The organism is Yoonia vestfoldensis DSM 16212 (assembly GCF_000382265.1).
GTDB classification, from domain to species: domain Bacteria; phylum Pseudomonadota; class Alphaproteobacteria; order Rhodobacterales; family Rhodobacteraceae; genus Yoonia; species Yoonia vestfoldensis.
This window is the reverse complement of sequence record NZ_KB907980.1, coordinates 16,552-29,015: the sequence shown is the minus strand read 5'-3', so window position 1 is coordinate 29,015 and position 12,464 is coordinate 16,552. Positions and strand designations below refer to the sequence as shown.

Here is a 12,464-nt window from a genome sequence, read left to right as displayed (position 1 = left end):
CGGCTTGTTAATGAAATCAATACCTTAACATCTGAGTATCGTTTTTCGGTGCCGCAGATGTGATTGAATTCTGGCCATGTTTATGCCACAAAGAAGTTAAGACAACGACAAGCGCCTAAGAAAAAAGGAGGATGACATGACAATTTCACTGCCAGGATCTTCCAAAGGCGGTTTGGCCCGTTTGCTTGGCCGCAAGAAAGAGGCTGACACGCCGACACTGGCGCAAAAGCCGCTCGGCCGTCACGAGGTGGCCAAGCTGTTCAAGAACAAGCCCGGTGCCGCACCTGCGAATGTTGTCAAACCCGCCAAGCTCAACGAGACCGAAAAACAGGATGTCGCGCGTTTGTCCAACCTGCGCGGCGCGCTTTATTCCAAGGACTGATCGCGGCGCAGGCTGCGTTCCAGAACGTAGATCCTGATCGCTGACGCCAACCCGATATCCCCCCGTGCAGCGTCGATTTCCGCCGCCAATCCGTTGATGGTCTTAGCATCACCTCGCGCGATATCGCAAAATGCCTTCCAGAAGATGTCTTCCAGCGTGACGCTGGTGCGATGCCCCCGCAGGGTCAGTGACCGTTTCGCGGGGCGGCGGTGGTCCACTTAGTCATCCTCGAATTTCAGTTGCGACAGGCGATCGTTGGCCTGTGCCGCGCGGGCGGCATTTAGCACGCGTTCAGCCTTGGTGCGGCCAAAACGGATGGCGTTTTCATCTGCCTTGGCCTTGGCCGCCGCGCGGTCGCGTTGCTTGCGCGTCTGGTTCAGGTTGACCGGTTTCACTTGGGCCCGATCATGTCTTCGGGGCGCACGACGCGGTCGAAAGTCGCCTCGTCAACGAAGCCAAGGTTGATCGCCTCTTCCTTCAGGGTCGTGCCGTTCTTGTGGGCGGTTTTGGCGACGGTGGTCGCGTTGTCATAACCGATGGTGGGGGCCAGTGCCGTGACCAGCATCAGCGATTCCCGCATCAGTTTTTCGATCCGTGTGCGGTCGGCCTGAATACCCACGACGCAATTGTCGGTAAAGGCACCGCAGGCATCCCCGATCAACTGCATCGACTGCAGCACGTTATAGGCCATCATCGGCTTCATGACGTTCAACTCGAAATGGCCTTGGCTTCCAGCAAAGCCGACAGCGGCATCATTGCCCATGACATGGGCGCAGACCTGCGTGATCGCCTCGACCTGCGTGGGGTTGACCTTGCCGGGCATGATCGACGATCCGGGTTCGTTTTCGGGAAGCATCAATTCGCCAAGCCCACAACGCGGGCCGGACCCCAGCATGCGGATATCGCAGGCGATCTTGTAGAGGCTGGCGGCCACGGTTTTCAGCGCACCGGACATTTCCACCAGCGCGTCATGGGCCGCCAGTGCCTCGAACTTGTTGGGGGCGGTGACAAAGGGCAGGCCGGTGATTTCGGCCATATGCGCGGCAACCGTTTCGCCCCAGCCGACAGGGCTGTTGAGGCCCGTGCCGACGGCGGTGCCGCCTTGGGCGAGTTCATAGATCGCGGGCAGGGCACCCTTGATCCTGCGGATGCCCATGGCGACCTGATGGGTATAGCCCGAAAATTCCTGCCCCAGCGTCAGTGGCGTCGCATCCATCGTATGGGTGCGGCCGATCTTGATGATATCGTCGAATTCGCGCTGCTTTTGCTCCAGTGCCGCATGCAGTTTCGCAAGACCGGGCAGCAGCACGTCATGGGCCGTGGTCGCGATGGCGATATGCATCGCCGTGGGGAACGTATCGTTTGACGACTGGCCCATGTTCACATGGTCATTGGGATGGATGGGGTCCTTGGACCCGATCACGCCGCCCAGCATTTCTATCGCGCGGTTGCTGATCACCTCGTTGGCGTTCATGTTTGACTGGGTGCCCGACCCTGTCTGCCAGACGACCAGCGGGAAATGATCATCCAGCTTGCCTGCGACAACCTCGGCCGACGCCGCGATGATCGCATCGGCCAGCCGCGCATTCAGCTTGCCGCGGTCCTTGTTGGCGATGGCACAGGCCTGTTTGATCACGCCAAGGCCGCGTACGATGGCTATGGGCTGCTTTTCCCAGCCGATGGGAAAATTCAGGATCGAGCGTTGCGTCTGCGCGCCCCAATAGCGGTCGGCGGGAACGTCCAACGGGCCAAAGCTGTCGGTTTCAATGCGGGTTGCGGTCATGGGGTGATCCTTCGGTATCAATGGTCCAAAGGGTTTTAGCAGGGGCTGCGCCCTGCGCAAGCCATGCTATTTGCGGAACTTGTCGAGGCTGACGACCTCTGCTTCCTTGCGCGCGGCGGGCTTGCCATCGTCGGGTTCCGCCATTTCATGCATCGGTGCCTCGGCGACATCGGCGGTGTGATCGTCCTGCGTCTCGAACCGCAGCCCGAATTCGACAGACGGATCGACGAAGGTCTTGATCGCATCATACGGAATGTACAGCGTTTCCGGATTGTCGCCGAAATTCAGCGTGATGGTAAAGCCTTCGTCCGTCACATCCAGATTTGCGAACCAATGCTGGATCACGACGGTCATTTCACCGGGATATCGGTCGGACAGCCAGTCGGCGATTTCCACATCGGGGTGCATCGTGTCGAAGGTGACAAAGAAATGGTGGCTGCCGGGCAGGCCGGTCTTGGCGACCCGTGCCAGAACTTCCTGGATCAGGCCACGCATCGCGCGGTGCATCAGGTTTCCATAATCGATGGTATCGGGCACGGCGCTACTCCTGTCGGTCTGGTTGCAGCATACGGGAATTTTCCGGCAAGAAAAGATGCAGTCAAACCATCCCCAAGGCAAAGGTCGCGCCAAGCGAAACAAGTGCTGTCAGCGGCAGAACCAGCAAAAGTGACCATTTCAACCGCAGTAAAAGAAAGCCTGCCAGCAAGGTCAGCGCGATTGCCAAGGGTTGCACTGTTGCAAGATCAGGGACGATAACGCTGATCACGTTCGTCTCCATCCGGTTGATCGTGGCAAAAACGACATGCAGCGCGAACCATAGCGACAGGTTCGCGATGACACCCACCACCGCCGCCGTGATCCCCGCAAGGGCGGCACGCAGACGCGGGCGTCCGTCAAGCCAGTCGATCAGCGGTGCGCCCGCGAAAATCCAGATAAAGCAGGGCACGAACGTGACCCAAAGCGTCAGCGCCCCCGCCGCGATTGCCAGCGCCGTGCCACCTTGGGCCAGTCCCGCCACCATGGCTACGAATTGCGTGACAAGGATCAGCGGGCCGGGCGTGGTTTCGGCCAGCCCCAGCGCATCCATCATCTGCGGTGTCGTCAACCAGCCGTAGGAAAACACCACCTCTTGCGTCATATAGGCCAAGACAGCATAGGCACCGCCGAATGTGACCACCGCCATCAGCGAAAAGAAAGCGGCGATGTCCAGCAGAAACGCGCTGCCTGACAGGGCCACGACAACGACGGGTGCTGCCCAGAGTATACCCCCGATCAGCAGCACCTTGGCCGCCTGTCGCAATCCGCCACCCGGTGCTGCGGCGGTTGTGGTCCGGTCATGCTGCATCAACGCGCCCGCGATGCCTGCGACCAGCACGACAACCGGAAACGGCACGGCGAAAAAGAACAGCGCGACAAAGGCCGCGACCGCGATCAGCACATGCGCGCGGGATACGAGCGCGCGGCCCGCGATCTTGATCAGCGCGGCGATCACGATGACGATCACGGTCGCCTTAACGCCCACGAACAGCGCCTGCACGACAGGCAAAGCGCCATAGGCCCCGTAAAGCAACGCAAGTGCGGCAATGACCACAGCGCCCGGCAACACAAAGAGCCCGCCTCCGATCAGCCCGCCGACAACGCCACCGCGTTTCCAGCCGGCATAGGTGGCGAGCTGCATCGCCTCTGGCCCCGGCAGCAACATGCAGAACGACAGCGCGCGCAGGAATTGCGCCTCGGTCAGCCAACCGCGTTTGTCCACCAGTTCCTGATGCATCAACGCGATCTGTGCGGCAGGTCCGCCGAATGACAACAACCCGATCCGGCCAAAGACCGCGAACAATTCCTTCAAGGTGTTTCCCCTAGCCGATCACTCTGGAGATTTCGCGCAGGATCTTGGCCCTGATCGCCGCCGGATAATCCTGATGCATGCGGGCCGTCATCACGAACCCGTCCCGCGATATGACGGCGCTTTGTAAAAAGTTTGTAATGGTGCGCCCCATGCTTTCGATCGCGATCCCGTTGATCGTGACACCCGCCCGTTCGGCCCGCGCCCGCACAAGGCGCACATCGCTGCCTGCATTGGCGGTGCCGTCAGTGGAAATGTCGATGACCTTTCGCTTGCAATCGGCCACGGCGTCGAATTGTGCGAGCGAGAACAGCACAGCCTCGGCGGTGGCGGTGCCTGACAGCACAAAGGCGCGGTCCATCGCGCGGGCGCGTTGCGACAGCACTTCCGCCTGACCGGCATGGGTGATCCGTTCCCACGGGATCGACATGACCTGATCACCCACCCCCGACCATTGCACCACCGCGACAGCGACCTGATCGCGCACCATCGTCTCGACAATCTCGCTGTCGCGCAGCGCATCGGCCAGCCCGTCGGTCTGCAGGCGATATTCGGCGGTATCGACACTGTTGGACACGTCGATGGTCAGCAACAGCGCCGTTTCACAGGCGAGTACCGAGGTCGTGGACAGAACAAGGAAAAGCGGGGCAAGACAACGCATAAGGCAGCATCCTTGCCCCGTGCGGGCTTGGCAAGTCCTAGCTGGCCGCCCGGATCATCACGAAACCGCCAGTTTCACCTTCCAGAACACCGTGTTCGGCGGATGTGGGTTTCACCATCGCGTCAAGCAGCACATCGACGGATGTCCAATAAGGCACGTACCATTCCTGATCGACCTCGAGGATCAGGACACGGTCGGTCGCGGCATCATAGGCCCCGATCAGCGCGATATGTGGACCATCCCAATCGCCGGTCACGACGCCCTGATTGAAATAGACCATGATGGCATCGTCGGGGCTGGCCTCGTTTTCGATCAGCAGGTTGACGACCTGGCCGCGCGCCATATCGGTCGCGGCGGTCGGGTTGAATTGCATCACAGACCGGTCCAGCCCCACAGCGGCCAGCGCCTGCCCGGTGAAATCGACCAATTGTTGAAAGGTGACGCCATCGCCGCCTTCGGCTGACAGGGCGGCCCATTCGGCATTGCCCGTCAGCTCCAGCAGGTTCTGCTGCGTCATGATCGTTTCCGACGCCCATTCAGGCTGCCCCATGATCCCGTTGATCGCGGCGGTGACGGTCGCGATGGAACAGGCGGAGGTGCTGAATTGCGGCTTCACGAAAGCCGAAAACGCCCAGTAATCGGGGGCGGGAGCGCTGCGCAGATAGCTGGTGTCGGCGGTGAAGATTTGCGCGTCAGGGCCAAGCTTGGCGTAATCTTCTTCCTCCTGCGCGGCGACAGGCAAGGCCGCGACCAGAACAACCGCAGCCGCGGCAAAAGTGGGGTAACGGGACATCGGGGGCTCCATCGGGATGTTGATGGACCACGTTAGCGCCGGAATTTTCGGTTTGGAAAGGGGAAAGGTGCAGGTTTCTGTTGCCAGGTACCTGCGGACCCCGCCTATGGTCGCAAAACCATAGGGCTTAAGGTTTCAATAGTTCCGACTGCTTACGCAGCCATCGCCATTGGTGCTTTGTTGTCATTTGCAACTAGCTTTTTTGTACCGATAACGGTGGTAACTCACCGAGACAAAGCAAACCCCTTTAGACGTTCGTCGATCCTGTTTCGTCCCCATGGCTGCCAAATGAGCAGTGTTTGGTGGAGACGCCGGGTACCGCCCCCGGGTCCGATCCGCGTATTACGAGCGCGTTTATGTCCATAGTCCCGAAGGACAGTCCAGAATTAGGTGGTCTGCCGTCACATTGCAAGGGGCAGGTTCAGCGCCAGCGCGCCCAGACCCACGACAGCTTCGACCCCGAAAAAGGTCCATTTTTTGCGCGACCGGCCATCGAGCGCCAGCGATGTGGCACGCCCGACAGACGCGCCCAGCCAGCAGAACCCCAGCATCGCGTAGGCGACAGGCCCGCCGAGGATCAGCGCGCCACCACCCATGCCCACGAATAGCGCGCCCGCGGACGCACGGATTTCGGATGGCCCCATATTGCTGGGCCCCGCCTTCAAATCCAATGTGTCCAGCGTGTAGCGCGGCGCCAGCCAGCCGAAAAGGCCAAGCCCGATGCTTGCCAGCGCAAAGATGATGTTGATGATGTCCATGATGGTCTCCGATTGCCTGCTTTAGCTGGCGCATCGGGTACGGATATCAAGAGGCCTGCGAATATCGCGCGGCCATTGCGTTGAACCCGTCATAGGCATTGGCGATGATCCGTGTCAGCGGCTTGCCCTGCGGCAGGATGCGAATCCTGTCGCCGTCAAGCACAACCATCCCTGCGAACTGGTCAAGGACCGCGCGATGCACCGGCGTCAGGATCGCGGCATCGGGGTGTCGGTCCAGCAGAGCAAGGTCGATTTCGAAATCGCACATCAGCATGTTGATCGCGTCCGCGCGCAGCCTGTCCTGCGGCCCCATCGCATAGCCGCGATGACCGGCCAGCTCGCCCGCCTCGATCCGCGCAAGATATGCGGCGGTGGCAGCCGCGTTCTGCACATAGCCCGCGCCATACTGCGAAATCGACGACGCGCCAATCCCGATCAGCGTGGGGCAGGTGTCATCGGTGTAGCCCTGAAAATTGCGCCGCAACCGGCCCGATTGCATGGCGGTGGTCAGGCTATTGGCGGGTTTGCCGAAATGGTCGATCCCGATCGGCAGATAGCCCGCCGCCTCGAACGCGCGCGCGGCTTGTTGGGCCAGCGCATAGCGGTCCTCTTCCTTGGGTAGGGCCGCATCGGGGATCAGTTTCTGGCGTTTGGAGAAATTCGGCACATGCGCATAGCCGAACAACGCGATCCGGTCGGGGCCCAGCTCTTGTACCTGCGCGATGGTGTCCGCGAGCTTGGCCGCATTCTGATGCGGCAACCCGTAAACCAGATCGGCGTTGAGCGAGGTGATTCCCGCCGCGCGCAGGCTGTCGACGCAAGCCTTGGTCGTGGCGAAACTCTGATCGCGGCCGATGGCCGCCTGCACATCGGGGGCGAAATCCTGAATCCCGATACTGGCGCGTGTCATGCCCATATCGGCCAGCATCGCGATCTTGGCATCGTCGACCAGCGTCGGGTCGATCTCGACCGAGAAACTGAAATCATCCGCAGGCGGGATCACATCCATCACGGCCTGTGCCAGATCGCGGATCATGTCGGGCGGCAGGATCGTGGGCGTGCCGCCGCCCCAATGCATCTGGCCCATCCGCACCCCGGCGGGCAGGGTGCGCGCCAGTAGCGCAAGTTCCATTTTGACCACCCGGACATAATTTTCGACGGGTTTGAGCGTGCTCGTCCCTTGCGTCGCACAGGCGCAGAACCAGCACAGCCGCTCACAGAACGGAATGTGCAGATAGACCGAGACCGGCACGGCAGGGTCCAATGCGGCAAGGCTGTCACGTTGAAAGCCGCGCCCAACATCTGCGTTGAACGCGGTGGCAGGCGGATAGCTGGTGTAGCGGGGGACGCGCGCATCGAACAGACCCATGCGGCGCAGTTTTGCAATATGATCCATAGGGCCATCTTGCAGATGATCCGGCGCATTTTATTGCGCCAGATCAAGAAAGTCACAAAATCAGGCTGCCCGCCCGGCGAAACACGCCGTGATTTCGGCAACCTGTTCGGCAGGGGTGTCGCGCCGAAAGAAAGTGGCAAAACCCGTCTCGGGGAACATCAGATAGGTCTGGGTCGAATGGTCGACCAGATAGAATTCCGGGTCGCCCTCGACCGCGCGATAGTAGGTCTTGTAGGCTTGGCTTGCCGCGCGCACCTGTTCGGGGCTGCCGGTCAGGCCGATCATCTCGTCATGGAAGTTATCGGTGAAATGGCCCACGACCTCGGGCGTGTCGCGTTCGGGGTCGACCGAGATGAACACCGTGCCGATGTCGACACCCTGTTCGGCAAGGATATCGGCCGCGATAGCGTTGCGCATCGTATCGATCGGGCAGACATCGGGGCAGAATGTATATCCGAAATAGACCAACGTCGGCTTGGTGATGACATTGCGGTCGGTGACGGTTTCGCCGGTTTCGGAGACAAGCTCGAACGGCCCGCCGATGGCCGCACCCGCGACGGTGGTGTTTCCGCAGGGGTCCGCCGCCGCATTGGTGGTCTGCCAAGTATAGACGCCGAGGCCCACGGCGACAGCCATGATGCTCGATCCGATGATGACAGCTTTCATGTGGTTTCCTTTCATGCGCTGGCGCTGCCCGCGCGAATGCGGGACAGCACCGACAGGATCAATGGTTGTGGCTGTGACCGTGGCCCGCCATGTCACGCTTGACGATCTCGAAAGTCACCGGCACGTCGCCCGCCTGTTCGAAGACAAGCGTCGCGTTGATCGTTTCGCCCTCGGTCAGCGGGTTGCCTTGCAGACCCATGAACATCACATGCATGCCGCCCGGTTCCAGCGCGACGGTTTCGCCTGCTGGAATTGGGATCGCGTCAAGATGGATCATGCGGGCGACGTCATTCTCGAATTCGGTGGTGTGCAGTTCGACGCGGGGAAAGTCAGCAAGTACGGCAACGAGCGTATCATCACTCGTTCCGGTGTTGGTGATCGCAAGAAAGCCGCCACCGGCCATCGCGGTGGGCGCCGTCTCGAACGCGCGGGCATCCGCGACGCTGATCGCACTTTCGGCGGCGGCAGTGGTGGCAAGGCCAAGCAGGGCCAGTCCGGCCATGTACAGGGTTTTCATGATGGAGTCTTTCAATGGTGGCACGGGCAGGCCGCGCAGATGATCGGGTCAGATGATGATCGTGCGATCAACGCAAGGGGGTGCGCGCGCCGGATGGGGCGTCGCGCTTGCAAGGATACGCCGCGCGGTGGCATGCCGTGTCCAATGCGCATCTTGTGTGGATGGGGCGGGTTGAATATAAAGGGCAGGGTCGGCCAATCCGACGCTCTGCACGACAAGGCAGGCCATGCAGATATCGCCCGCGCCATGAGGCGCGTCGCCATCGGCGCAAAGGTCGGCCCAGTTACCACCGGCCAGCAGATAGGCCACGGCCTGCGGTTCGGCCTGCACCGGCTTGTGACCGAAACCGACCAACATCAGCGCCACTGACAGCACGGATGCCAATATCACGCGCCCTATCAGGTGCGGATGATTGCCGTGTGCGGTGCTGGTGCGTCGTCGCTGCATATGGCGTGGTTTAAGACCTTTCCCGCCAAGGTCCAGTCACTTTTTTGACGCGGGTCGCGGTCATGCAAAAGGGCGGCACCAGCGGCGCCGCCCTTTTCCATCGTGACCGGTTGATCAGAAGCCCGCTTTGATCATCTCAAACGCTTCGGCCATCCGCTCACGGTCTTCATTGCTCATCGGCAATTGCGCAAGGATCGGCACATCAATGTCCTCAAGCCCGGATGCAACCAGGTCTTCTTCGGTCACCAATGCGTTCAGCGCGGTGGCATTTGCGGAACCGTAACCGGACTCGAGCAATGGCACGACAGAGGATTCCGACAGGAAGGCGTTCAGATAATCATAGGCCTTGTCGACATTGCCCTGACCTTCCGCCAATTTCACATAGCCACAGAGCCACAACGAAGATCCTTCGGTCGCTTCACGCTGGAACGCGATGGGACGGCCTTCTTCGACCATCGCGGGATAGGTTTCGTTCCAGGCCCAGCTCACCAGAATCTCGCCCGAGGACAGAAGCTGCGCCAGTTCGGCCGGATCGGTCCAATAGGTGCGCAGGTTCGGATGCACCTCGCGCAGCCAGTTGGCGGCGGCGTCGAACTGCTCATCCGTCACCTCTTGCCAGTTGGTGACACCGGTCGCCAGATAGGCCAGCGCAAAGGCGTCGTCGACGTTGTCAGGCAGCGTCATGCGGCCGGCATAGGCGGGGTTGGTGAACACCTGCAGGCTGGCCACGTCTTCGGCGGGGACTTCTTCGGGGTTATAAGCGATTGCGGTCGAGCCGAAATCGGTCGGGATGAAATAGGTCTGGCCTGCGCCGATCTCTTCACCGGTCAGGCTGGCGTTCAGATCGTCATAGGCGGTGATGCGTGCCGTATCCCAAGGTTCCAGGATGCCGCTTTCGGTCCAGCGCGTCACGGATGGCGCGCAGACATGCGATACATCGGCCTGGAAACCCGAGCGGAGCTTCTGGAAGGCTTCATCCTCGTCACCAAAGAAGGTGAACGTCGGGCTGGCACCATGTGCCGCGATATAATCCTGATGATAGTCGGGCGACTCGAATCCGGAATAGTCGAACACGAGCAATTCCGAATCCTGCGCGAAAGCGGTTGTCGCCAGCGCCACAGCAGAGGCGGCACCCAATAGTCTGGTTGTTTTCATTGTGGTTCTCCTGTTGGACATCGCAGAAACGTAGGGTCGCACATGCGTTATCGCAAGGGGATTTCCGCATTGCCGGGACCAGAAATGTCTGACAGGCTTCAGCCCGAGCGGAGGATGCCTAAAATGTTGTCAGATCGGATCAGGGCGATGGGAACAGCACATTGGCTGTTGCTGTTCGGTCTGATCCTCACGGCATGGTCGGCGCTCTATCTGATGGCGGTGCCGGCGGATCTGCGGGGGCTGTCGCGCCTCTATGGCGCGAATTTCTGGGAGGCGCTTTGCACCGTCACGCTGGATGGGGCAGGGTATCTCAGCGCGACGCTGATGTGGGGTTTGATGGCAGCGGCGATGATGTTGCCCAGCGCCTTGCCGGCCTTTGCAACCCATGACGATCTGGGCCGCCAGACCGGCGTGCCGTTCTGGCCGCTGGTGGCGGGCTACGGCGTGGTCTGGGCCCTGTTTTCCCTGATTGCCGCGGCTATGCAATTGGTTCTGTACCGCTACGGGCTGATCAGCGCGATCGGTGACAGCCTGTCGGTCTCGCTGACGGCGGGGTTGCTGATGGGCGCGGGGCTTTACCAATTTTCGCCCGTGAAAGAGGCCTGCCTCGCCAAATGCCGACAGCCGCTGACATTTTTCATGCAGCACTGGGACGAAGGGCCGTTCCGCAACGGTCTGCGCCTGGGCGCGGTCTGCCTTGGCTGCTGCTGGGCACTGATGCTGCTTGCCTTCGTGGGCGGGGTGATGAACCTTGCCTTCATGGGGATCGCCACGCTGATCATGGTGGGTGAAAAGATGGACAGTGTCGGGCGCTATGTCACACGCCCTTTGGGCTTTGTTCTGATGGCAGGGGCCTGCGGCTTCCTGCTGGGTGCGGTATAAATGGGGGGAGACTTCATGGCTTTGGATCAGACGGCACCTGTAGGCACCGTGCCTTGGGCAATCAAAGGCGAATTGATCCTCAACTGCAATTGCACGGTGTTCTGCCCCTGCGTGGTGTCCTTGGGCAAACACGCACCGACCGAAGGCTATTGCCAGGCCTGGGCGGGCATCCGCATCGACAGCGGCCATTATGGTGACGAGGATCTGGGCGGGCTGAATGTCGGGCTGGTGCTGGAAATCCCCGGTCTGATGGCGCGGGGCAACTGGAAAGCCGCCGCCTATATCGACGAGCGTGCGAGTGAGGCCGCCTATGACGGGCTGCTTAACATCTTCACCGGCAAGGCGCGCGGCACGACGGGTCTGTTCAAGGTGCTGGTCAGCGAATTTCTGGGGGCCGAACGTGCGCCCGTCGTCTTTGAAACCGAAGGCAAGGCCCGCCGCCTGATGGTCGGCAAGGCTATTCAGGGCGAGGTGGTCCCTGTGGTGGGCAAGGACCCCGACACCGATATCGTCGTGACCAACACCGGCTATTGGATGGGCCCCGACATCACGGTCGCCACCGCCAACAAAGGGCGCGTGCGGGCCTTTGGCCGCGTGTGGGATTTTGACGGGCGCAGCGCCGAGATCTGCCAGATCGACTGGCACGGTCCGCAATGATCGTCTCGCCTGAATATTGCCAGATCATGGCGCGCTATAACGCATGGCAGAACGCGGGCCTGCGCGAGATGTTGAAAGACGTGCCCACTGCTGATCTGACCAAGGATCGCGGCGCGTTCTTCGGGTCTATCCTCGGGACGCTGAACCATCTGCTTTGGGCCGATATCGTCTGGATCAGCAGGCTTGACGGTGGCCCAAGCACCGATGTTCCATTCAGGGACAGCGTCACCATGACACCCACCGCCGCCGTCTGGTCCGCCGACCGCTTTCGCACCGACGGGCGGATCAGCCTGTGGGCCAAGGATGTGCGCGCGCTTGACCTGACGGGGGACCTCACGTGGTTTTCCGGTGTCATGCAGCGCCAGATCACCAAGCCGCGCGCGATCTGCGTCATGCAGATCTTCAACCACCAGACGCATCATCGGGGGCAGGTTCATGCGATGCTGACCCAGATGGGGCTGAAGCCGCAGGATACCGATATCCCCTTCATGCCCGAGACGTTCTGACCCGACACACAAAGG

General features: G+C 61.0%; 17 protein-coding genes and 1 other RNA gene. 4 read left to right on the top strand and 14 right to left on the bottom strand.

Going from position 1 to position 12,464, the window contains the following annotated elements; genetic code table 11:
• Positions 1–136: 136 nt before the first annotated feature.
• Positions 137–382, top strand: a complete 246-nt coding sequence (locus tag H147_RS0109395; RefSeq protein WP_019955109.1) for a hypothetical protein — start codon at positions 137–139, stop codon at positions 380–382.
• On the opposite strand, the gene H147_RS0109390 is transcribed toward H147_RS0109395, so the two are convergent.
• The 14 genes from H147_RS0109390 to H147_RS0109330 all read right to left on the bottom strand — a co-directional run bounded on the left by H147_RS0109390 (position 367) and on the right by H147_RS0109330 (position 10,404).
• Positions 367–600: a ribbon-helix-helix domain-containing protein gene (locus tag H147_RS0109390; protein WP_019955108.1), complete on the bottom strand. Its 234-nt coding sequence runs from the start codon at positions 598–600 to the stop codon at positions 367–369. The two genes, H147_RS0109395 and H147_RS0109390, sit on opposite strands and share 16 nt — an antisense overlap.
• On the bottom strand, positions 601–777 hold the full coding sequence (locus H147_RS20520; RefSeq protein WP_019955107.1) for a DUF4169 family protein: 177 nt from the start codon (positions 775–777) through the stop codon (positions 601–603). It abuts the gene before it with no gap.
• Positions 774–2,165, bottom strand: a complete 1,392-nt coding sequence (gene fumC, locus H147_RS0109380; RefSeq protein WP_019955106.1) for a class II fumarate hydratase — start codon at positions 2,163–2,165, stop codon at positions 774–776. The genes H147_RS20520 and fumC overlap by 4 nt, the downstream gene beginning before the upstream one ends.
• Before the next feature lie 66 nt (positions 2,166–2,231).
• The gene (locus H147_RS0109375; RefSeq protein WP_019955105.1) at positions 2,232–2,702 is read right to left on the bottom strand and encodes an SspB family protein; all 471 of its coding nucleotides are present in this window, start codon (positions 2,700–2,702) and stop codon (positions 2,232–2,234) included.
• A 61-nt stretch (positions 2,703–2,763) separates the two neighbouring features.
• Positions 2,764–4,014 carry a chromate efflux transporter gene (gene chrA / locus H147_RS0109370; protein WP_019955104.1) on the bottom strand — a complete coding sequence of 417 codons (1,251 nt, stop codon included), beginning with the start codon at positions 4,012–4,014 and terminating at the stop codon, positions 2,764–2,766.
• 10 nt (positions 4,015–4,024) lie between these two features.
• Positions 4,025–4,672, bottom strand: coding sequence for a DUF1194 domain-containing protein (locus H147_RS0109365; protein WP_019955103.1), 648 nt, complete (start codon positions 4,670–4,672; stop codon positions 4,025–4,027).
• Between the two features lie 37 nt (positions 4,673–4,709).
• A complete protein-coding gene (locus tag H147_RS0109360; RefSeq protein ID WP_110570954.1) occupies positions 4,710–5,465 on the bottom strand; it encodes a phytochelatin synthase family protein in 756 nt (251 codons plus the stop codon).
• 66 nt (positions 5,466–5,531) lie between these two features.
• Positions 5,532–5,881, bottom strand: a transfer-messenger RNA (tmRNA) gene (gene ssrA, locus H147_RS20515).
• On the bottom strand, positions 5,867–6,223 hold the full coding sequence (locus H147_RS0109355) for a DUF4345 family protein (protein ID WP_019955101.1): 357 nt from the start codon (positions 6,221–6,223) through the stop codon (positions 5,867–5,869). The genes ssrA and H147_RS0109355 overlap by 15 nt, the downstream gene beginning before the upstream one ends.
• A gap of 46 nt (positions 6,224–6,269) precedes the next feature.
• Entirely contained in the window at positions 6,270–7,619 is a 1,350-nt protein-coding gene (gene hemN, locus H147_RS0109350; protein WP_019955100.1) for an oxygen-independent coproporphyrinogen III oxidase, read from the bottom strand.
• A 60-nt stretch (positions 7,620–7,679) separates the two neighbouring features.
• Positions 7,680–8,285, bottom strand: coding sequence for an SCO family protein (locus H147_RS0109345; protein ID WP_019955099.1), 606 nt, complete (start codon positions 8,283–8,285; stop codon positions 7,680–7,682).
• 58 nt (positions 8,286–8,343) lie between these two features.
• Positions 8,344–8,802 (bottom strand): copper chaperone PCu(A)C, encoded by a 459-nt coding sequence (locus tag H147_RS0109340; protein WP_019955098.1) that lies wholly within the window; start codon positions 8,800–8,802, stop codon positions 8,344–8,346.
• A gap of 48 nt (positions 8,803–8,850) precedes the next feature.
• Positions 8,851–9,249, bottom strand: a complete 399-nt coding sequence (locus tag H147_RS0109335) for a hypothetical protein (RefSeq protein ID WP_019955097.1) — start codon at positions 9,247–9,249, stop codon at positions 8,851–8,853.
• Positions 9,250–9,363: 114 nt separating this feature from the next.
• Positions 9,364–10,404, bottom strand: a complete 1,041-nt coding sequence (locus H147_RS0109330) for an ABC transporter substrate-binding protein (protein ID WP_026352403.1) — start codon at positions 10,402–10,404, stop codon at positions 9,364–9,366.
• A gap of 147 nt (positions 10,405–10,551) precedes the next feature.
• On the opposite strand from H147_RS0109330, the gene H147_RS0109325 reads away from it, so the two are divergent.
• Genes H147_RS0109325 through H147_RS0109315 form a run of 3 tightly spaced genes read left to right on the top strand, consistent with a single transcriptional unit; the run spans position 10,552 to position 12,449 of the window.
• Positions 10,552–11,286: a DUF2182 domain-containing protein gene (locus tag H147_RS0109325; protein WP_019955095.1), complete on the top strand. Its 735-nt coding sequence runs from the start codon at positions 10,552–10,554 to the stop codon at positions 11,284–11,286.
• Positions 11,287–11,301: 15 nt separating this feature from the next.
• On the top strand, positions 11,302–11,943 hold the full coding sequence (locus H147_RS0109320; RefSeq protein WP_026352402.1) for a DUF1326 domain-containing protein: 642 nt from the start codon (positions 11,302–11,304) through the stop codon (positions 11,941–11,943).
• Complete coding sequence (locus tag H147_RS0109315; RefSeq protein WP_019955093.1) at positions 11,940–12,449, top strand: DinB family protein; 510 nt, start codon at positions 11,940–11,942, stop codon at positions 12,447–12,449. The genes H147_RS0109320 and H147_RS0109315 overlap by 4 nt, the downstream gene beginning before the upstream one ends.
• Positions 12,450–12,464: the final 15 nt, after the last annotated feature.